This is a genomic window from Mycobacterium sp. NGS67, assembly GCF_059812185.1.
Genome location: NZ_JCALCF010000051.1, coordinates 1 through 19,605, shown reverse-complemented (window position 1 = coordinate 19,605; position 19,605 = coordinate 1). Strand labels below are relative to the sequence as shown.

The following is a 19,605-nucleotide window of genomic DNA, read 5'->3' as shown; positions in this document are numbered from 1 at the left end:
GGTGGTGCGCTCGGCGGGGGGCTTGGCGGTGGCATCGGCGCCGGCGCCAATGCTGGTGGTGCGATTGGTGGCGGCATTGGTGGTGCTGTCGGCGGTCAGGCCGGTGGTGCCATCGGTGGTGCTGTTGGTGCTGGTGGTCAGGTCGGTGGCGCTGTTGGTGGCCAGGTTGGTGGTGCGCTCGGCGGGGGGCTTGGCGGTGGCATCGGTGCCGGCGTCAATGCCGGAGGCGCGATCGGTGGCGGCGTAGCCGCGGGCGGTCAGGTCGGCGGCGCTGTGGGTGCACAGGCCGCCGCGGGCTTGGGTGGCCAGGCCGCCGTCGGTGCGGGTGCCCACGCCGGGATCGCCGGGCAGGCCGGCCTCGCTGGCCAAGCCGGCCTTGCCGGGCAGGCAGGTCTCGCTGGGCAAGCTGGCCTTGCCGGGCAGGCCGGCCTCGCTGGCCAAGCCAGCCTTGCCGGCCAAGCCGGCCTCGCCGGACAGGCAGGTCTCGCTGGGCAAGCCGGGCTCGCCGGACAGGCCGGCCTCGCGGGACAGGCCGGGCTAGCCAGTCAAGCGGGTGTCGCCAGTCAGGCTCAAATCGCCAGTCAGGCGGGAATCGCCGGCCAGGCGGGTATTGCCAGCCAGGCTGCTTTCGGCGGACAAGCCGCTGCCGCGCAACCCGCGCTCATTGCCAGCGAAGGTGCCGCACTGCACGGCGCAGCCACCCCGCACGTGGGCGGCCCGCTGGGCGGTGTCGGCGTGAGTGGCCAGTCCGGTGCCGCCGGCGGCGCCGGAATCGGTATCGGTGGGAATGCTCCCCTCAGTAACCAGCCGAACCCCCAACCAGCTGCGGTTTCAGCGGGAGCGGGGGCAGGCGCCGGCGCCCACACCGGGCCGGGCGGCGCTGCGGGCGCCGGCAGCGGCACAGTTACCGGTGGACCTGCCGGCGGCGCAACTGCTCCCGGCACCCACGTCCCGGCAGCGGGCGGGCACGGCGACATCCTCGGTCAGGAAGGCACGACGCTCGGTGGTGGTGCAGGTGCCGGAGCCGGCGCAGGTGCCGGAGCGGGGACTGGGGCCGGAGCGGGGACTGGTGCCGGCGCTGGAACGGGCGCAGGCGCGGGAAGCCACACTCCGGGTGACCACGGCCCAACCTTCCCGTCCGGCCAAGGCCCGGTCATCCAAACCGGCGGTGGTGCCGGCACCGGTGGCGCGGGGACCACGACCCCGGGCGGCCACGGACCCGTGATCCAGACGCCCGGTGGCGCAGCGGGCACGGGCGACGCCGGTCACGGCGGGACCAACCCGCCGGTGATCAATGCACCGGCGCCGCACACCCCGACGCCGCAAACGGAGACCCCGACCCCATCGCACGCCCCGGGCGGCGACCACGGACCGGTGTTCACTCCGCAGCAGCACGAACCCGTCCAGCAGCCGACACATCACGAGCCGCAGAGCCCGTCGGTGTTCGGTCACGAGCCCGCCGGACACACGCCGCCGACGCACACGGAGACGCCGGCCTCGCACGGTCCGGCCGACCACGGGTTCTGATTCGCGAAACACGTCCGAGAACCGGCGGGGACCTTCGTGGTCCCCGCCGGTTTGTCCGCATACCGTGATCTGACATAGCACGCGACCAAGAAAGTGGGGCAGCGCGGTGACGCAAGCCGATGACCCGCGGCGGGTCGGCGTGATCGTCGAACTGATCGACCACACCATCGCGATCGCCGAGCTACATGAACGCAGCGATCTGGTGCAGCGGCTGCGGCAGGCCCGCGAGCGGATCATCGACCCGCGGATCCGGGTGGTGATCGCCGGGCAGCTCAAACAGGGCAAGAGCCAACTGCTCAACTCGCTGCTCAACATGCCGGTGGCCCGCGTCGGCGACGACGAAGCCACGGTGGTCATCACGATCGTCAGCCATAGCGCCCAGCCGTCGGCCCGGCTCGTCGTCAAAGCGGGACCCAACGGCGAAACGGCCACCGTCGACATCCCCGTCGACGACATCAACACAGATCTACGGCGGGCGCCCCAAGCCGCGGGGCGCGAGGTGTTGCGGGTCGAGATCGGTGCGCCCAGTCCGCTGTTACAGGGCGGATTGTCGTTCATCGACAGTCCCGGCGTGGGCGGTCACGGGCAGCCGCACCTGTCGGCGACCCTCGGGCTGCTACCCGACGCCGACGCGATGCTGATGGTCAGCGACACCAGCCAGGAATTCACCGAACCGGAGATGTGGTTCGTGCGCAAGGCGCACCAGATTTGTCCCGTCGGGGTGGTGATAGCCACCAAGACCGACCTGTATCCGCACTGGCGCCAGATCGTCAACACCAACGCCAACCACTTGCAGCGCGCGCGGGTGCCGATGCCGATCATCCCGGTGTCGTCGCTGCTGCGCAGCCACGCCGTCAGCCTCAACGACAAGGAACTCAACGACGAGTCGAACTTCCCGTCGATCATCAAGTTCCTGAGTGAGAAGGTCCTCACCCGCGAGACCGATCGGGTGCGCGACGAGGTGCTGAACGAAATACGTTCCGCCGCAGAGCAATTGACGATTGCCGCGGGCTCGGAACTGTCCGCTGTCAACGACCCGTCACTGCGCGACCGGCTCGCCGAAGACCTGGCCCGGCGCAAGAAGGAAGCCCAGGACGCACTCGAACAGACCGCTCTGTGGCAGCAGGTACTCAACGACGGCTTCACCGACTTGAGCAACGATGTCGACCACGACCTGCGCGCGCGGTTTCGTGCCCTGACCGACGACATCGAGCGACACATCGATTCGGTGGATCCGACGCTGCACTGGGCCGAGATAGGCACCGACGCCGAGGACGCGGTCGCTACCGCCGTCGGGGACAACTTCGTCTGGGCGTACCAGCGCGCCGAAATTCTGGCGCTCGACGTCGCGAAATCCTTCGCCGACGCGGGCCTGAATTCGATCATGTCGCCCGAGCTGACCTCGCGGTTGATGGGCGGCAACTTCGGTGAGCTCAAAGCGCTGGCGGAGTTGGAAGCCAAGCCGCAGGGCAAGGGTCAGAAGGCGCTGTCCGGTCTGCGGGGTTCCTACGGCGGGGTGGTGATGATCGGCATGCTGTCCTCGGTTGCCGGTCTGGGACTGTTCAACCCGGTGTCGGTGGGAGCCGGCCTACTGCTGGGCCGGATGGCCTACAAGGAGGAAAAGCAGGCACGGGTGTTGCGGGCTCGCGCCGAAGCCAAAGCCAACGTGCGACGGTTCGTGGACGAGGTTTCTTTCGTGGTGGGCAAGGAGTCGCGCGACCGGCTCAAGACGATTCACCGCACGCTGCGCGACCACTACCGCGATATCGCCGTCGAACTCACCCGCTCGCTCAACGAGTCACTGCAAGCCACCGTCGCCGCCGCGCACCTGGAGGACGTCGAACGCGACACCCGAGTCCGCGAACTCGAGCGACAGTTGAACATCCTCAACCAGGTCACCGACAACTTGAACAAGTTGCGCAAGCCACCGGTCATGCTAGGTAAAACGTGAGCACCAGCGATCGGGTCCGCGCGATCCTGGGCGGAACCATCCAGGCCTATCGGGGCGAACCGGCTTACCGGCAGCGTCCCGACGTGTTCTACGAATTGGACCGCATCGGTGCGCGGCTCAACGAGCCCATCCGCATCGCGCTGGCCGGCACCCTCAAAGCCGGCAAGTCGACATTGGTCAACGCCTTGGTTGGGGACGACATCGCGCCGACGGACGCGACGGAGGCCACCCGGATCGTGACGTGGTTCCGGCACGGGCCGACCCCGAAGGTCACTGCCAACCACCGCGGCGGCCGGCGTAGCAACGTGCCGATCACGCACCGCGACGGGCTGAGCTTCGACCTGCGCAGGCTCGACCCCGCCGATGTGGTGGACCTGGACGTCGAGTGGCCGGCCGAAGAGTTGGCGCAGGCCACCATCATCGACACCCCCGGCACGTCGTCGCTGACCCGGGAGGCTTCCGAGCGCACGCTGCGACTGCTGGTCCCGGCAGACGGAGTGCCCCGGGTGGATGCGGTGGTGTTCCTGCTGCGCACCCTCAATGCCCCCGATATCGCCCTGCTCAGGCAGATCGGCGGGCTCGTGGGCGGGTCGGCGGGCGCGCTGGGCATCATCGGGGTGGCTTCGCGGGCCGACGAGATCGGCGCGGGCCGCATCGACGCGATGCTGTCGGCAAACGACGTCGCCAAGAGGTTCACCAGTGAACTGACCCAGACGGGCATCTGCCAGGCGGTGGTACCGGTGTCCGGGCTGCTCGCCATGACCGCCCGCACGCTGCGGCAGGGCGAGTTCGTCGCACTGCAGAAACTGGCCGCCTCCGACGCCACCGAACTCAACAAGGCGCTTTTGAGCGTGGACCGTTTCGTGCGGCCGGACAGCCCGTTGCCCATCGACGCGGCCATTCGCGCCCAGCTACTGGAACGGTTCGGCATGTTCGGCATCCGGATCTCGATCGCCGTGCTGGCCGCCGGCGTCACCAGCGCGGCCGCGTTGGCTACCGAGCTGCTGGAGCGCAGCGGGTTGGTGGCGCTGCGCAACGTGATCGACCAACAGTTCGCGCAGCGTTCGGACATGCTCAAGGCGCACACCGCTCTGGTGTCGTTGCGCAGGTTCGTCGAAGCGCACCCGGTCATGGCCACCCCGTACGTGATTGCCGACATCGACCCACTGCTCGCCGATACACACGCGTTCGAAGAACTCCGCCTGCTGAGCCTATTGCCTTCGCGCACAACAACTTTGAAAGAAGACGACATCGCGGCGCTGCGCCGCATGATCGGAGGTTCGGGCACCGACCCGGCCAGCAGGCTGGGTGTGGATCCGCACGAGTACGCGACCAACCCGCAGGAAGCCTCGCGCGCGGCGTTCGCCGCGGCACAGTACTGGCGCCGTCGCGCCGAGCATCCGCTCAACGATCCGTTCACCAGCAGGGCATGTCGCGCCGCGGTGCGCAGCGCCGAGGCGATGCTCGCCGAATTCTCCGCGCGGCGCTGAGGTCAGCCCCCGGGCGCCGCGCTGGTCGGCGGACTGGGTGCCGCGCTGGTGGTCGGTGGTGGCCGCTGCGTCGTGGTCGGGGGCGCCGTGGTGGTCTGCGGATTAGTGGTGGTCGGCCGGGTCGTGGTCGTGGAGGTCGGCTGAGTCGTCGTGGTGGTCGACGTCGTGGAGGTCGTTGACGGGGTGGACGACGTGGTTGTCGGTGCGGTGGTGGTTGTGCTGACCGGGACCTCCGTGGTCACGGTGACCGGAGGCGGAGTGACCACCGCCTCGGTCGGCAGGCCGTCCGCTCCGGTGGTGCTGATGGTGGTGGGCGGTGGCTGCGACGTGGTGACGACCGGCCTCGTCTCGGTCTTGCCGACGGTGAGCGCCAGCACCAGGGCAAGCAGGATGGCCGCAGCCGCTCCGAACAGGCTCAGCAGAATGGCCGGGCGCCGGTACCACGGGGGGAGATCGGGCTCGTCGGCGTAGCGCTCTGTGTGGGCGCCGGTGTACGGCGGAGCTGGGGTGGCGTCGACCGGGCTGGTGTAGTCCGCGGGACCGGCGTAGGGGACGGGTTCTTCACCGGTGCCGCTGTCTTCGGACCAGGCCAGGGCGCGGTCGGTGCCCTGGGCGTCCCCGGGGAAGGCTTCGGTGGGAACCGCCCCGGTGGGTTCGGTCGTCGGCGCGGTCGGTGACGCCATGGTGGCCGCACCCGCGGCACCCGCTGCAGCGGCGGCCGCAGCTCCGACGGCGGGAGCAAGACCCGTGGCAGCCCCCGCCGACGCTGCCTGCTGCGCGCCGAGTACCGCTGCCCCGACGGCGGCGCTGAACAACGGTTGCGGCGCGGTCAGCACCGGCACCTGCAGGCGCTCGGCCAGTCGCGCGGCGACCAGCGGGATCTGGGCACCCCCGCCGACGGCGGCGACCGCGGTCAGGTTGGCAATGCCGTTGCGGTGCAACACTTCTCCGACAGCGTCGAGGAACCGATCCAACGGTGCGGAGATGAGTTGTTCGAAGTCGCTGCGGGAAAGGTGCTGAGTCCCACCGGGATTGCCCGTCGCGATGGTCGTCACCGTCGTCGCAGAGAGCTGTTCCTTGGCGGCCCGGCAGCTGCCTAACAGGCGCGTCACCGATCCCATCGACGTCGCCGTGACGGAAGTGTTGGTGGTGTCGACCCCCGGGGCGATGGTCAGCAAATGGTTCAGGATGAGCTGATCGATGTCGTCGCCGGAGAACTCGCTGAAGCGCACCGTGCTGCCCACCTGGTCGAACGGGGGCCCGGCGTTGGCCAGGGTGATGCTGGTGCCGCCGGCGCCGAAATCGCACAGCGCGACGACACCGTCGCGCGGAAACCCGGGCTCGGCGGCCAGCGCGGTCAACGCGGCGGTGGCATCGGAGACCAGCGCCGGGCGGCCGCCGTTGGCCGTCAGATCCGGTTGCGCGAACAGTTCCTGGCGCAACGCGGCGACCTGGTTCTGCGACCAGTAGGCCGGGACGGCGACGGTGATCGGTGTGCCGTAGCCGACAGAGCGCGCCATCGCCTCGAGCGCCTCGATGGTCAGCGCCTGGCCGAGGTATTTGGTGCCGTCGGCGGCGACCAGTGGTGCGACATCGCCGACCCGCTCGACGAATCCGCGTAACACCAGTCCCGGCGCGGTGAGATTCGAGTTCTCCTCGGGCAGGCCGACTTCGGATTGCCGGTTTTCGAACAGCGTCAACACGGGGGTGCGAGAAATCGGAGCGCTACCCGAGCGTGCCGCGACCAGGTTGGCCACCCCGATCGACAACCCGAGCGACTCGCTCATATCCACACCCCTGTGTCCCTCGTGTTGCTGGCGGTCGACGGCCGTTCCCCACCATAGCCGTCGCCGATTCGGCGGGGACCGGTCACAGGCCGGGCGGCAAGTTGATGACGGTGGGCATCGACGGCAGCTTGATCTCTGACGGCAGTCGAGGGATCAGACCGGGTGCTGGGGAATTCGCCGGCGTGGTGGTCGGGGAGGCGGACGTGGTGGTTGTCGGCGTCGTGGACGTGGACGTCTCCGGGCTCGTGGCCGTCGTCGTAGTAGTCGTGGTCGTAGTCGTTGTTGTGGTGGTCGTAGTCGTTGTGGTGGTTGTTGTCGTGGTCGTCGTCGGCGCCGTGGTGGTGGTCGCAGGTGCCGTCGTCGAGATCCTGGTGGTGACCGTGACCGTGGCCGGACTCGGGCGGCCCTTGGACAGCAGGACGATGCCCCAGATGATCAGGCCGAGCAGCACGGCGATCAACACGCCCCAACCCACCAGGGCCGCCGGTTTGCGCCAACCGGGCGTCGGCTCGGGTTCCGGCGGCGGCCCGTCGTAGCCGTAACTGCCGTGGACGGTCGGGTCGTTGGCGCCATAGTCCGGCGGGTCGTACCTGGTCACGGCCGCCGATGCTAGCCGTCACGGCTTACCGCGATTTGCAGCCACGCGGGCCCGTTGCCGATCGGTGACCTGGCTCAGGGCAGCTTGGGCACCGTGATGGTAGGCCCGCCCGGGATCGTGATCGTCGACGGCAGCGGCGGCAGCTGCGGTAGCTGCGGGAGGCGATGGGTCGGTTGCTGAGTCGGCGTCTGGGCCGGGGGCTGGCTCCTGGGCGGGTTGGGTGCGGGAGCGGGAGCTTCGCTGGTGGTACTCGGCTCTGTGGTGGTCGACTCGGTGGTCGTCGTGGTGGTTGTGGTCGACTCACTGGTCGTCGTGGTGGTGCTGGTCGTCGTCGACGTGCTGCTCGGGGCCGGGCTGGGGCTGGTGCCGCCGCCGAACAGCTGGCTCACGCCGTAGCCGATCAGGGCGAGCAGTACCAGCACCAGCAGTGCCCACAGGATGAGCATCACGGGCTTGCGATACCACGGCCGGTTGTCGGCGTCGGGATCTTCAGGGTCGGTGAACTGCTCGGGCGGGACGCCCTCGACGGTCGGTTGATACATCAGGGACGGATCGCCCGGCTGGTAGGGATCGCCCTGCTGGTAGGGGCCCGACGGCGGAGGGCCTTCCACGGTCGGCTGGTGCATCAGCGACGGGTCTTGCGGCGCATACGGATCCGGCGGTGGACCCTGCACCGTCGGCTGGTGCTGCGGGGGCGGACCGTAGGGTCCGCCGGGGGGCGGGCCCTGCTGAGTCGGACCCTGGTAGCCGGGTGGTGGACCGCCCGAGGGCGGCCCTTGCGGCGGAGTTGCGCCGTATTGGGTCGGCTGCTCGTTGAAGTCGTCCGGTGGGCCGTAGCGTGCCACGAGTCGATGGTATAGGTCGCGGGCCGGTCAGAACGTGCTGACCTTGTCGATACTGACGAACATCCCGTGCCGGGTGCCGTTGTTCTCGAAGCGCGTGCCGTCCTGCGTGGCGACGATGGTCCAGCCCTGCGCGTCGTAGGTCTTGTATTCGATGGTCACGGTGGGGATCGCCCCGAGATTTCCCAGGATCCATTGCACGTTGCCGGCCGCGGTGATGTGCACACCGTTGGTGTGCTCACCTTCCTGGATCGGGGAGTTGGTGAACGGCGCCTCGCAGCCGACGCTCTCCTTGTTGATCTGGCAGCGCGTCATGCCGGACTTGGTCTCGATGAACACGTAACCGTTCTCGTCGGGCTTGAGCGGGATGGCACCGGGTGTGGAAGTTGGGTTCGGCCCGGGATTGATCGGCGGCAGCGCGACGGGTGTCGACGTGCCGGCCGGCGGCGGCGCGATCGAAGGCCGCGGCGTCGGGAACGCCGGTTCGGTCGGTCCGTGCCCGCCCGGGGCGGCGATCGGTCGGCCGTCGATGGTCGAACTGCATCCGGCAACGAGCACGGCGACGGCCAGCAGCCCCAACCGTGCCTTCGGCAACAACCGCACGCGCGACTCCCCGGATCTGGAAACGACAGGAAGTCAGATTATGCGCGTGAGCCCGCAAGGTGCTGCGGCGACGCGCTTTTGGAACGGCGCCGTTGGCAAAGTGTTACCCCGGTTCGGAGAGCTGCTCCGGGGAAGCGGCAGCGGCGCGCACCCGGTTGCGGACCAGGAACCAGCCGCCGATCAATGCGGGTATGCCGAACGCCATCGCGGCCAGCATCCACCGGCCGTAGACCTCGTCGAACATCATCAGGACCAGCACGGCTGCCAGGAACGCCAGCGTCACGTACCCGGTGTAGGGCGACAGTGGCATGCGGAACGCCGGGCGCTGCACCTCCCCGGCATTAGCCAGGTGGTGAAAACGCAGCTGGCAGGCGACGATCGTCGCCCACGCCACGATCACTCCGGTCGCCGCGATGTGCAGCACGATCTCGAACGCGTGCTTCGGGGTGACCGCATTGAGCCCGATGCCGAACAGGCCGATCCCGGCGGTGAGCAGAATGCCGCCGTACGGCACCCCGTTCTTGCTCATTACGCCGGTGAATTTCGGGCCGCTGCCGTTGATCGCCATCGACCGCAGGATCCGGCCGGTGGAATACAAACCGGCGTTCAGGCTCGACAGGGCGGCGGTGAGCACCACCAGGTTCATCAGGTCGTCGCCCCAGGACAGGCCGAGCTTGTCGAAGAACGTCACGAACGGGCTCACCCCGTCCTGGTAGGCGGTGTAGGGCAGCAGCAGCGCCAGCAGGACGGTCGAGCCGATGTAGAAGACCGCGATCCGGAACACCACCGAGTTGATCGCACGCGGCATGATCCGCTCCGGGTCCTCGGTCTCTCCGGCCGCGATGCCCACCAATTCGACTGCGGCATAAGCAAATACCACGCCCGCGGTGACCAGTACCAGGGACAGCACGCCCGTCGGCAACAGGCCTCCATGATCGCTCCACAGGCTCCAGCCGGTGTCGCGGCCTTCGATCTTGAATCGGCCGGCTAGGAAGACGGTGCCGACGACGAGAAACGTCACCAGCGCCAGCACCTTGATCAGCGCGGCCCAGAACTCCAGCTCACCGAAGAGCTTGACCGAGATCAGGTTCATCGACAGCACCACGATCAGCGCGACCAGTGCCAGAGTCCACTGCGGGATGGGTTGGAACACCTTCCAGTAGCGGCAGTACTGCGCAATGGCGGTGGTGTCGACGATGCCGGTCATCGCCCAGTTGAGGAAGTACATCCAGCCGGCCGCGTAGGCCATCTTCTCGCCGAAGAACTCCCGCGCGTAGGACACGAAGGATCCCGACGACGGCCGATGCAGCACCAGCTCGCCGAGCGCGCGCAGGATCAGGAAGACGAAGAGGCCGCAGATGCCGAACACGATGAAGAGCCCGGGCCCGGCCGAGGCGAGCCGCCCGCCGGCGCCCAGGAAGAGGCCGGTGCCGATCGCGCCGCCCAGCGCGATCATCTGCAGCTGACGGTTCTTCAGGGCCTTGTGATACCCGGCGTCTTCGCGGCCGAGCGCACTGTCGGACGGTGTCATCCAGGTCCTTATCGCCGTAGCTTGGGGGAACGCCGCGAGAATCGGATGTCAGGCTATCTCACCGGCGTCCCGCCGGCCTGTCTTGTTACCCAGGCCGCACCGCTGAGCTGTTTGTCGCGGTGAGCGCGGCGGTGGCCTGCGCGAACATGGTCTGTTTGATGGCCCCCAGGGTGCCGCGATCCTTACCGGCGAGGGGCCGCAGCATTTCCACCGCCGCGGCTGTCACCTCCGCCTCGTCCGCAGTGGCGTCGACGATCCCGAGGGCGGCGGCGTCGGTGCCACCGAAGCGGTGGCCGGTCGTCATCGAGGCCACCGCAGCCGGCGGAGTCAGTTTGGCTTGGATCAGTGCCGCCATGCCAGGAGTGAACGGAATGTGAATGTCTACCTCGGGAAAACAGAAGAAGCCGCGGTCGGCCCGCATCACCCGGAAATCGTGCGCGACGGCTAACATCGCGCCGGCGCCGAACGCGTGCCCGACGACCGCCGCGGCGGTCGGCATCGGCAGCGTCAGCACGCGCGCAAGCAGACCCTGGACCCGTTCGACATACTGCTGGGTCTGCTCGGCATGCGCGACCAGCCAGTCCAAGTCCAGGCCGTTGGTATAGAACTTGCCGGACGCGGTGGTCACCAGACCGTGCGCGCCGCTTGTTTCGATGTCGTCGAGGTGGGCGTTGATGTCGTCGAGAAAGCCGGGTGAGAAGCGATTTTCGTCGTCGCCGAGGTCGAGGACAGCGATCTTCTCGTCGTAGGTCAAGGTGATGGTCATGATGTCCTTTCGGGTCTAGGAGTTGGTTTTGGAGGCTCGGTTCTAAGCACGGCGTGCACCGCGGCGCGCAGTTGCTCGCGCGCCGTTTTGTCGTGTAACCGGTTGCGGCGCAGCAGGATTGCCGTCGGAAGATCGACGATGCACATGGTGATGGTGTCCACCGCCGCGGCGTCTTTGCGGTTCCAGACCCGGCGGGCGAGCTCGATCATCAATCCGATCAAGGCCGACTCGACATCGCGAAGCTGAGCTGCGAGCTTGTCGGGTAGCTCAGGATCCAACAGTTCGTCGCGCGGCAGTGTCAGAAGCAGGTGACATGAGTTCGGGTGCTGAGCGGCGAAGACGGCGGGTGCGTCAGCGGCGGCCGCCACCGCGGCGATGCCGACGTCTGGCCCCGAGGTGGAGGAGGCCGCCGAGATCGCGTCGTCCACCAACGCCTGTTGCGTGTCGAGGAAACGACGGCCGGCCCGCAGCCAGGCCTGAGCCAGTAACCCGGCTCGTGATCCGAAGCTGTGATACAGCGCGCCGTTGGAGACGCCGGTCGCGGCACTGATACCCCGGATGGTCACCGCGGCCGGACCGGACTGCACGGCCAGCGCCTCCGCGGCATCCAGCACGCGGTCCGGGTCGTGCTCGCGAGGGCGGGGCATGAAAACACAATAACAGAGCAATTGCTCTGTTATTGTTGCACGAGCGTGGACCCGGGTCGGGTAGATACAGTCCTAGGCGGCCACCGGCTCGACCGTCGCCACCCGGGGCCGGCGGGTGCGGCTGAGTGCGACGTTGACACATCCCATGATCAGGCAGATCACGGCCGGTACGACGAGTGCGTATCCGTCGAACTTGGCCCCGGCCACCAGGCCGGCGACCGCGCCGGTGAGGAACAGCAGCAGGGTCGTGGCCAGGATCGCGGCCTTCCACTTGTCGAAGCCGTGCTCACGGCTGCGGCCCAGCATCAACCCGAGGTCGGTGACGGTGCCGGTGAAGTGGGTAGTGCGGACCGCCATCCCGCGGAAGCTGGAGGTCAGGCCGTTCTGCAAACCGAGGGCCGCCGCTGCGAACAGCCCCTGGACGGCGGTCTCCTCGATCCCGAAGATGGCGATCTCGTTCTTGTCCGCGGTGACTCCGGCGGCGGCGGCCAACAGCAGGATGGCTTCGATGGCCAACACGGCGGCGTGGCGCCTGGCCAGCGGCATCCGGCTGGACGAGAGCAGCGTGCCGGCCACCGCGGCGCCTAGCAGGAACCCCAGCAGGATCGCGCCCAGGACGTGGCTTTCGTAGCGCCACGGGTGCGCGGTGTCCATGCCGATCTGGGTGGTGACACCGGTGAGGTTGCCGACCGGAACCGCCAGGGTGAGGATCGCTACCGCGTTCACCCAACCCGCATTCAGCGCGAGCACGGCGCTGTAGGCCAGCATTCTTCCTTGCGCGGACAGGCCGCTTCTGCGTGTTCGTTCCCCCGGCGCCATCTGCTCGACACCCACTCCCGCCATTCGAACCGACCCCGTCAAATATATAAGCACCAGATTGACCGGTAATTCCGTCGAACTGACCGATCTCATAGAGAGCGCATACCGCGCCCCCGGGAACAAACCCCGCGCCTACACCGTTAGCATGATCGACAAGTTGAGTGAGGCACACTCAAGTCTGAGTTGACAGGCACATGGCGGCCGGAGCAGTCTTGAGCGGGGTTCACTCAGCATAGTGCAACAAGCAGAAGCTCTACAGATTCAGGAGGAATCACTATGGCTCGTGCGGTCGGCATCGACCTCGGGACCACCAACTCCGTCGTCGCAGTTCTGGAGGGTGGCGACCCCGTCGTCGTCGCAAACTCCGAGGGCTCGCGGACGACCCCGTCTGTCGTCGCGTTCGCGCGTAACGGCGAAGTGCTGGTGGGTCAGCCCGCCAAGAACCAGGCGGTGACCAACGTCGACCGCACCATTCGTTCGGTCAAGCGCGAAATCGGCACGGACTGGTCCGTGGATATCGATGGCAAGAAATACACCGCTCCGGAGATCAGCGCTCGCGTGCTGCAGAAGCTGAAGCGCGACGCCGAGGCTTACCTGGGTGAGGACATCGCGGACGCGGTGATCACCGTTCCCGCCTACTTCAACGACGCTCAGCGTCAGGCGACCAAGGACGCCGGCCAGATCGCCGGCCTCAACGTGCTGCGCATCGTCAACGAACCGACCGCGGCCGCGCTGGCCTACGGCCTGGACAAGGGCGAGAAAGAGCAGACCATTCTGGTTTTCGACCTCGGCGGCGGCACCTTCGACGTCTCGCTGCTCGAGATCGGCGAGGGTGTGGTCGAGGTGCGTGCCACCAGCGGTGACAACCACCTCGGCGGCGACGACTGGGACCAGCGCGTCGTGGACTGGCTGGTGGAGAAGTTCAAGGGCACCAGCGGCATCGACCTGACCAAGGACAAGATGGCCATGCAGCGGCTGCGTGAGGCCGCCGAGAAGGCCAAGATCGAGCTGTCCAGCTCGCAGAGCACCTCGATCAACCTGCCCTACATCACCGTCGACGCCGACAAGAACCCGCTGTTCCTCGACGAGCAGCTGACCCGGGCCGAGTTCCAGCGCATCACCCAGGACCTGCTGGACCGCACCCGCAAGCCGTTCCAGTCGGTCATCGCCGACGCCGGCATCTCGGTGGGCGACATCGACCACGTGGTGCTGGTGGGCGGTTCCACCCGCATGCCTGCGGTGACCGACCTGGTCAAGGAGATGACCGGTGGCAAGGAGCCCAACAAGGGCGTCAACCCCGACGAGGTCGTGGCCGTGGGTGCCGCGCTGCAGGCGGGTGTACTCAAGGGCGAGGTGAAAGACGTTCTGCTGCTTGACGTCACGCCGCTGAGCCTGGGCATCGAGACCAAGGGTGGGGTGATGACCAAGCTCATCGAGCGCAACACCACCATCCCGACCAAGCGCTCGGAGACCTTCACCACCGCCGACGACAACCAGCCGTCGGTGCAGATCCAGGTCTTCCAGGGTGAGCGTGAGATCGCGGCGCACAACAAGCTGTTGGGCAGCTTCGAGCTGACCGGTATCGCACCGGCCCCGCGCGGTGTTCCGCAGATCGAGGTCACCTTTGACATCGACGCCAACGGCATCGTGCACGTCACCGCCAAGGACAAGGGCACCGGCAAGGAGAACACCATCCGCATCCAGGAAGGTTCGGGCATCTCCAAGGAGGAGATCGACCGGATGATCAAGGATGCCGAGGCGCACGCGGACGAAGACCGCAAGCGTCGCGAGGAAGCCGACGTCCGCAACCAGGCCGAGACGCTGGTCTACCAGACGGAGAAGTTCGTCAAAGAGCAACGTGAGGCCGAGGGTGGGTCGAAGGTTCCTGAGGACACGCTGAGCAAGGTGGAAGCCGCTGTGGCAGAAGCCAAGTCGGCGCTGGGTGGCGATGACATCTCCGCGATCAAGTCGGCGATGGAGAAGCTGGGCCAGGAGTCCCAGGCGCTGGGACAGGCCATCTACGAGGCCGCCCAGGCCGAAGGTGCCGCCGCCGGCGGTCAGCCCGGTGGTGGTTTCGACCAGACCGCGGGGGCCGACGACGTGGTGGACGCGGAGGTGGTCGACGACGACCAGGAGCGGCGCCAGTGAGCGCGCGCCGCGACGATGCAGAACGGAGTGATGAGGAGGAGCGGCGCCAGTGAGCGACGGAACTCAAAACCACGCACAAGAACCGGTGACGGTCACCGACAGACGGCGGATCGATCCCGAGACAGGTGAAGTACGGCAGGCCCCTCCCGGTCCAGCACCGGGAGGGGGTGCCTTCGCCGGCGAGAGCCCGGAGGAAGCCGACAAGGCGGCCGAGTTGCTCCAGGACCTGCAGCGCGTGCAGGCCGACTTCGCCAACTACCGCAAGCGGGCGCTGCGCGACCAGCAGGCCGCGAAGGACCGGGCCAAGGCCGACGTGGTCGGTCAATTCCTGGGCATCCTCGACGATCTCGACCGCGCACGGCAGCACGGCGACCTGGAGTCGGGTCCGATGAAGGCGGTCGCCGACAAGCTGACGGGCGTGCTGGGCGGGTTGGGCCTGACCGCGTTCGGGGCCGAGGGCGAGGACTTCGACCCCGCACTGCATGAAGCCGTGCAGCACGAAGGCGACGGCGGACCGGGTTCCAAGCCGGTGATCGGCACCGTCATGAGGCAGGGCTACCTGCTCGGCGAACAGGTGCTGCGGCACGCCATGGTCGGCGTCGTCGACACCGTCGCCGGCGCGGGTTCGGAAACCGGACCTGCCGACACGAGCGATAACGCCGACGACTCCGGTGTTTAGGACAGAATCGATACGAAGGTAAGGAGGTGACGCGACATGGCTCAGCGTGAGTGGGTCGAGAAGGACTTCTACAAGGAGCTTGGCGTCTCCTCCGATGCCGATGCCAAAGAGATCAAGACGGCCTACCGCAAGTTGGCTTCGGATCTGCATCCGGACAAGAACCCCGCCGGGGCCGAGCGGTTCAAGGCGGTCTCGGAGGCCTACAGCGTTCTGTCCGACGAAGCCAAGCGCAAGGAATACGACGAGACCCGCCGGCTGTTCGCCGGCGGAGGCTTCGGTGGCCGTCGGTTCGACACGGGTGGGTTCGGCGGCTTCGGCGGAGGCGGGGACGGCGCCGAGTTCAATCTGAACGACTTGTTCGACGCCGCCGGCCGGTCCGGCGGCGCCAACATCGGCGACCTGTTCGGCGGCCTGTTCGGGCGGGGTGGCAGCACCCGTCCCAGCCGGCCCCGGCGCGGCAAGGACCTGGAGACCGAGACGGAACTGGATTTCGTCGAGGCCGCCAGGGGCGTCGCGATGCCGCTGCGGTTGACCAGCCCGGCCCCGTGCACCAACTGCCACGGCAGCGGCGCACGCCCGGGCACCAGCCCGAAGGTGTGTCCGAACTGCAACGGCGCCGGCGTCATCAACCGCAACCAGGGTGCGTTCGGCTTCTCCGAGCCGTGCACCGAATGCCGGGGCAGCGGCTCGATCATCGAGCACCCGTGCGAGGAGTGCAAAGGCACCGGGGTCACGACTCGGACCCGCACCATCAACGTGCGCATCCCACCCGGCGTCGACGACGGTCAGCGCATCCGGCTGGCCGGGCAGGGCGAAGCCGGGTTGCGGGGCGCTCCGTCCGGTGACCTGTACGTGACCGTGCATGTGCGGCCGGACAAGGTCTTCGGCCGCGACGGCGACGACCTGACCGTGACCGTACCCGTCAGCTTCACCGAATTGGCTTTGGGCTCAACGCTTTCGGTGCCCACGCTGGACGGCAAGGTCGGCGTCCGGGTGCCCAAGGGCACCGCCGACGGCCGCATCCTACGGGTGCGTGGCCGGGGTGTGCCCAAGCGCAGCGGTGGCAGCGGCGACCTGCTGGTCACCGTGAAGGTCGCGGTCCCGTCGAATCTGGAAGGTGCCGCGCAGGAGGCGCTGGAAGCCTACGCGGCGGCCGAGCGGTCCAGCGGGTTCGACCCCAGAGCCGGATGGGCAGGGAATCGACCATGAACTCGAAGAACCCCGACCGGGAATCGTCGCGCACGTTCTTGATCTCGGTGGCCGCCGAGCTGGCCGGTATGCATGCGCAGACGTTGCGCACCTACGACCGGCTCGGCCTGGTCCGGCCGCAGCGCACCGCCGGCGGCGGACGTCGGTACTCCGAGCACGACGTGGACCTGCTGCGTGAGGTGCAGCGACTGTCCCAGGACGAGGGCGTCAACCTCGCCGGCATCAAACGCATCATCGAGCTGACCAACCAGGTCGACGCGCTGCAGTCGCGGCTCTCGGAGTTGGCCGAGGAAGTGGCGGTGTTGCGGGCCAACCAGCGTCGCGAGGTCGCGGTGGTGCCCAAGAGCCGGGCGCTGGTCGTCTGGCAACCCCGCCGCTAGAGGCGTCAGGGCGTGTTGTCCCCGAAGAATCCCGCCAACTCGCTGCCGAAGTTCCCGACACCGGACACGAACGCCTGAGTCATCAGGTCGAGCATGCTGGTGTTGTAGAAGCCGGACATGAAGTTGCCCAGGTTCGCCCAGCCCGATTCGAAGGCGCCGACGTTCTGCAGACCGGAGACATTCACGCCGCCGCTGTTGAACATCCCGGACACCTGGCTGAACACGTTGCCGATGCCCGACACCGCGCCGTTGGCGGCGTTGAGCATGCCCGATGCGCCGCCCGCCCCGGAGTTGAAGAAGCCCGACGACGGGGCGCTGCCGGAGTTGAAGAAGCCGGGGCTGCCGCGCCACTCGAAGCCGAACGTGAACGGCCCGACCAGCCCGTTGCCGAGCATGTTGATCGGGTTTTCGAAGTTGAAGACCAGTGGCGTCTCCGGGTTGAGCACCGACGGGTCGATGGTGAAGGGGCCCAGGGTTTCGGTGGTGATGGGGATCGCCGGCAGCGTGCCGCTCAGGACGCATCCCACGAACGGGATGTAGAGGAAGCAGACGGTGATCTCCAGGCTGATCGGTATCTCGAACTGCGAGATGGTGAACATGTCCTGGGTGATGGCGTTGATGGTGCCTTGGATCGGGATCTGGATGTCGGCGGCCAGGTTGTAGTCCCACGGGATGCCCGGGATGGTGGTCTGGTAGGCGAAGCCGCCCAGACCCTGATAGTCGCCTCGCCAGAAGAACCCGTTGCTGTAGTTGCCGCCGTTGAAGGCGCCGGTGTTGAAGTTGCCGTAGTTGGCCCATCCGGTATTGGAGTTGCCGACGTTGAAGTCACCGGAGTTGTAGTCGCCGGGGTTGAAGCTGCCGGTGTTGTAGCTGCCCGGGTTGAACGCGCCGGTGTTGGTGTTGCCGGTGTTGAAGAAGCCGGTGTTGTAGTTGCCCGAGTTTCCGATTCCGGTGTTGACCAGGCCGGTGTTGAAGAAGCCCGAGTTGACCAGACCGGTGTTGCCGATGCCGGTGTTGAAGCGGCCGGAGTTCCCGATGCCCCAGTTGCCCTCGCCGGAGTTGAAGAAGCCGACGTTGTTGGTGCCGGAGTTGAACAGGCCGAAGTTGCCGGTGCCGGAGTTGAAGCCGCCGAACCCGGTCTGGGCGTTGCCGACGAGTCCGATGCCGATGTTGCCGTCGCCGGTGTTGCCGAAGCCGATGTTGCCGGTACCGGTGTTGCCGAAGCCGATGTTGAAGTTGCCGGTGTTGCCGAAGCCGATGTTCTGCAGCGCCGCGGTGAGCGCGGGACCGGAGTTGCCGAAGCCCCAGTTCCCGGTGCCGAAGTTGGCGGGGCCGAAGTTGTAGTCGCCGATGTTGCCGAAGCCCCAGTTGAAGCTGCCGAGGTTGGCGCTGCCGAAGTTGAGGCCGCCGATGTTGGCGTTGCCGATGTTGAAATCGCCGAGGTTGGCGCTGCCGATGTTCCAGATGCCGAGGTTGGCCAGACCGGCGCTGAAGGTGGTGGCGTCGGGTCCGTTCTGGAACCAGCCGGCCAGGTTGGTGCCGAGGTTCTGCCAGCCGGAGACGCTCGCCGGTGTCCCGACACCGGTGTTGAGGAAACCGGAGATGGCGTTGCCGAGGTTGTCGAAGCCGGACTGCAGCGAACCGTAGTTGAAGAACCCGGAGTTGCCGAGTAGCCCGGTGGCGAAGTTGAACATCCCGGAGTTGCTGCCGAAGTTCTGGAACCCGGACGCAAGGCCACTGCCCCAGTTGAAGAAGCCCGAGGACGGCAGCGGGGTGAGGTTGCCGATGCCCGGCATCGGGCGCAGGTCGAGCAGCGGGAGATAGGCGGGCCCGGCGCCGAACAGGCCCAGCGCGTGGATGACGGTGGAGCCGTCGGGGTTGCCGATGTTGATGTTGATCGCGGGCTGGGCGCCGAAGTTGATGGTGATCGGGGTGGTGGGCGGGGCGCCCGGGCCGCCGCCGTGGATGTTGATCGGGCCGATCGGGGCGATGACCGTGCCGGACAGGATGGCCAGGTCCAGGGTGCCTCTGGCGTCGATCCGCGGGATGTTGATGGCCGGGACGCTGATGTCGGTGATGGTGCCGGTGATCGGGATGTTGATCGGCACGTCGACGGTGAGCCAGCCGTTGACGCGCTCGGCGAGGATCGTGTAATTGGCTGCCAGCAGGCCCTGCCCGTCGGCCCGCCAGAAGAAGCCGTTGTTCATGCTGCCGGTCATGAAGCCGCCGGTGCCGAAGTTGCCGGCGTTGGCGATGCCGGTGTTGTAGTCGCCGGTGTTGTAGAACCCGGTGTTGGTGCTGCCGGTGTTGCCGATGCCGGTGTTCAGGGTGCCGAGGTTGAACATGCCGGTGTTGTAGTCGCCGGGGTTGGCCATGCCGGAGTTGAAGTTGCCGGTGTTGAACAGGCCGGAGTTGAAGAAACCGGCATTGCCGATACCGGTGTTGTTGGTGCCGGTGTTGCCGATGCCCCAGTTTCCGGTGCCCGAGTTCCCGATGCCGACGTTGCCGGTTCCGGAGTTGAAGAAGCCGATGTTGAAGCTGCCGGAATTGGTGCCGCCGATGCCGATCTGGTTGTCGCCGGACAGGCCGATGCCGAATCCGCCGGTGCCCATGTTGCCGATGCCGAAG

The 19,605-nt window shown here is 67.5% G+C and carries 17 protein-coding genes and 1 pseudogene; 8 read left to right on the top strand and 10 right to left on the bottom strand.

The genetic code is table 11. The features are described 5' to 3' along the window. A pseudogene (locus AC5Y4D_RS26400) lies at nucleotides 1-495 on the bottom strand (hypothetical protein); the annotation flags it as partial. 244 nt (nucleotides 496-739) lie between these two features. Between AC5Y4D_RS26400 and AC5Y4D_RS26395 the strand changes: the two are divergent. From AC5Y4D_RS26395 to iniC, 4 genes are all read left to right on the top strand, one after another. Next, nucleotides 740-1,225 (top strand): hypothetical protein, encoded by a 486-nt coding sequence (locus tag AC5Y4D_RS26395; RefSeq protein WP_500038661.1) that lies wholly within the window; start codon nucleotides 740-742, stop codon nucleotides 1,223-1,225. Next, on the top strand, nucleotides 1,222-1,527 hold the full coding sequence (locus AC5Y4D_RS26390) for a hypothetical protein (protein ID WP_499993690.1): 306 nt from the start codon (nucleotides 1,222-1,224) through the stop codon (nucleotides 1,525-1,527). Before AC5Y4D_RS26395 ends, AC5Y4D_RS26390 begins: the two co-directional genes overlap by 4 nt. 106 nt (nucleotides 1,528-1,633) lie before the next feature. Next, a complete protein-coding gene (locus tag AC5Y4D_RS26385) occupies nucleotides 1,634-3,478 on the top strand; it encodes a dynamin family protein (protein ID WP_499946943.1) in 1,845 nt (614 codons plus the stop codon). Next, a complete protein-coding gene (iniC, locus tag AC5Y4D_RS26380) occupies nucleotides 3,475-4,968 on the top strand; it encodes an isoniazid-induced dynamin-like GTPase IniC (RefSeq protein ID WP_500038660.1) in 1,494 nt (497 codons plus the stop codon). Before AC5Y4D_RS26385 ends, iniC begins: the two co-directional genes overlap by 4 nt. A gap of 2 nt (nucleotides 4,969-4,970) precedes the next feature. Here iniC and AC5Y4D_RS26375 read toward each other — a convergent pair whose 3' ends face one another. The 8 genes from AC5Y4D_RS26375 to AC5Y4D_RS26340 form a co-directional block, all read right to left on the bottom strand. Further along, nucleotides 4,971-6,755 carry an Hsp70 family protein gene (locus AC5Y4D_RS26375; protein WP_500038659.1) on the bottom strand — a complete coding sequence of 595 codons (1,785 nt, stop codon included), beginning with the start codon at nucleotides 6,753-6,755 and terminating at the stop codon, nucleotides 4,971-4,973. Between the two features lie 82 nt (nucleotides 6,756-6,837). After that, nucleotides 6,838-7,353, bottom strand: coding sequence for an oligopeptide transporter substrate-binding protein (locus AC5Y4D_RS26370; RefSeq protein WP_499946946.1), 516 nt, complete (start codon nucleotides 7,351-7,353; stop codon nucleotides 6,838-6,840). A gap of 74 nt (nucleotides 7,354-7,427) precedes the next feature. Further along, nucleotides 7,428-8,198 (bottom strand): hypothetical protein, encoded by a 771-nt coding sequence (locus AC5Y4D_RS26365; RefSeq protein WP_499946947.1) that lies wholly within the window; start codon nucleotides 8,196-8,198, stop codon nucleotides 7,428-7,430. Nucleotides 8,199-8,225: 27 nt separating this feature from the next. Then, nucleotides 8,226-8,798 carry a hypothetical protein gene (locus AC5Y4D_RS26360; protein WP_499946948.1) on the bottom strand — a complete coding sequence of 191 codons (573 nt, stop codon included), beginning with the start codon at nucleotides 8,796-8,798 and terminating at the stop codon, nucleotides 8,226-8,228. A gap of 103 nt (nucleotides 8,799-8,901) precedes the next feature. Then, entirely contained in the window at nucleotides 8,902-10,329 is a 1,428-nt protein-coding gene (locus AC5Y4D_RS26355) for an amino acid permease (RefSeq protein ID WP_499946949.1), read from the bottom strand. An 85-nt stretch (nucleotides 10,330-10,414) separates the two neighbouring features. Then, nucleotides 10,415-11,095, bottom strand: coding sequence for an enoyl-CoA hydratase-related protein (locus AC5Y4D_RS26350; RefSeq protein ID WP_500038658.1), 681 nt, complete (start codon nucleotides 11,093-11,095; stop codon nucleotides 10,415-10,417). Then, entirely contained in the window at nucleotides 11,092-11,742 is a 651-nt protein-coding gene (locus AC5Y4D_RS26345) for a TetR/AcrR family transcriptional regulator (RefSeq protein ID WP_499946951.1), read from the bottom strand. Before AC5Y4D_RS26345 ends, AC5Y4D_RS26350 begins: the two co-directional genes overlap by 4 nt. 72 nt (nucleotides 11,743-11,814) lie before the next feature. Continuing rightward, nucleotides 11,815-12,510: a YoaK family protein gene (locus AC5Y4D_RS26340; protein WP_499946953.1), complete on the bottom strand. Its 696-nt coding sequence runs from the start codon at nucleotides 12,508-12,510 to the stop codon at nucleotides 11,815-11,817. Between the two features lie 327 nt (nucleotides 12,511-12,837). Here AC5Y4D_RS26340 and dnaK point away from each other — a divergent pair, with 327 nt between their 5' ends. Genes dnaK through AC5Y4D_RS26320 form a run of 4 tightly spaced genes read left to right on the top strand, consistent with a single transcriptional unit; the run spans nucleotide 12,838 to nucleotide 16,977 of the window. Continuing rightward, nucleotides 12,838-14,709: a molecular chaperone DnaK gene (gene dnaK / locus AC5Y4D_RS26335; protein ID WP_499946954.1), complete on the top strand. Its 1,872-nt coding sequence runs from the start codon at nucleotides 12,838-12,840 to the stop codon at nucleotides 14,707-14,709. Nucleotides 14,710-14,758: 49 nt separating this feature from the next. Continuing rightward, nucleotides 14,759-15,388, top strand: coding sequence for a nucleotide exchange factor GrpE (gene grpE, locus AC5Y4D_RS26330; protein WP_499946955.1), 630 nt, complete (start codon nucleotides 14,759-14,761; stop codon nucleotides 15,386-15,388). 36 nt (nucleotides 15,389-15,424) lie between these two features. Beyond that, entirely contained in the window at nucleotides 15,425-16,597 is a 1,173-nt protein-coding gene (gene dnaJ / locus AC5Y4D_RS26325; RefSeq protein ID WP_499946956.1) for a molecular chaperone DnaJ, read from the top strand. Continuing rightward, nucleotides 16,594-16,977 carry a heat shock protein transcriptional repressor HspR gene (locus AC5Y4D_RS26320; RefSeq protein WP_499946957.1) on the top strand — a complete coding sequence of 128 codons (384 nt, stop codon included), beginning with the start codon at nucleotides 16,594-16,596 and terminating at the stop codon, nucleotides 16,975-16,977. Before dnaJ ends, AC5Y4D_RS26320 begins: the two co-directional genes overlap by 4 nt. A 5-nt stretch (nucleotides 16,978-16,982) precedes the next feature. On the opposite strand, the gene AC5Y4D_RS26315 is transcribed toward AC5Y4D_RS26320, so the two are convergent. Further along, nucleotides 16,983-19,605: beta strand repeat-containing protein (locus tag AC5Y4D_RS26315; RefSeq protein ID WP_500038657.1), on the bottom strand; the 2,623-nt coding region annotated here is incomplete at its 5' end.

Excerpts from the sequence above, each read along its gene's own strand:
- AC5Y4D_RS26375 (WP_500038659.1), bottom strand. The coding sequence starts at position 6,755 with ATGAGCGAGTCGCTCGGGTTGTCGATCGGGGTGGCCAACCTGGTCGCG.
- dnaK (WP_499946954.1), top strand. The coding sequence starts at position 12,838 with ATGGCTCGTGCGGTCGGCATCGACCTCGGGACCACCAACTCCGTCGTC.
- AC5Y4D_RS26320 (WP_499946957.1), top strand. The coding sequence starts at position 16,594 with ATGAACTCGAAGAACCCCGACCGGGAATCGTCGCGCACGTTCTTGATC.
- AC5Y4D_RS26340 (WP_499946953.1), bottom strand. The coding sequence starts at position 12,510 with ATGCTGGCCTACAGCGCCGTGCTCGCGCTGAATGCGGGTTGGGTGAAC.
- dnaJ (WP_499946956.1), top strand. The coding sequence starts at position 15,425 with ATGGCTCAGCGTGAGTGGGTCGAGAAGGACTTCTACAAGGAGCTTGGC.
- AC5Y4D_RS26345 (WP_499946951.1), bottom strand. The coding sequence starts at position 11,742 with ATGCCCCGCCCTCGCGAGCACGACCCGGACCGCGTGCTGGATGCCGCG.
- AC5Y4D_RS26355 (WP_499946949.1), bottom strand. The coding sequence starts at position 10,329 with ATGACACCGTCCGACAGTGCGCTCGGCCGCGAAGACGCCGGGTATCAC.
- AC5Y4D_RS26350 (WP_500038658.1), bottom strand. The coding sequence starts at position 11,095 with ATGACCATCACCTTGACCTACGACGAGAAGATCGCTGTCCTCGACCTC.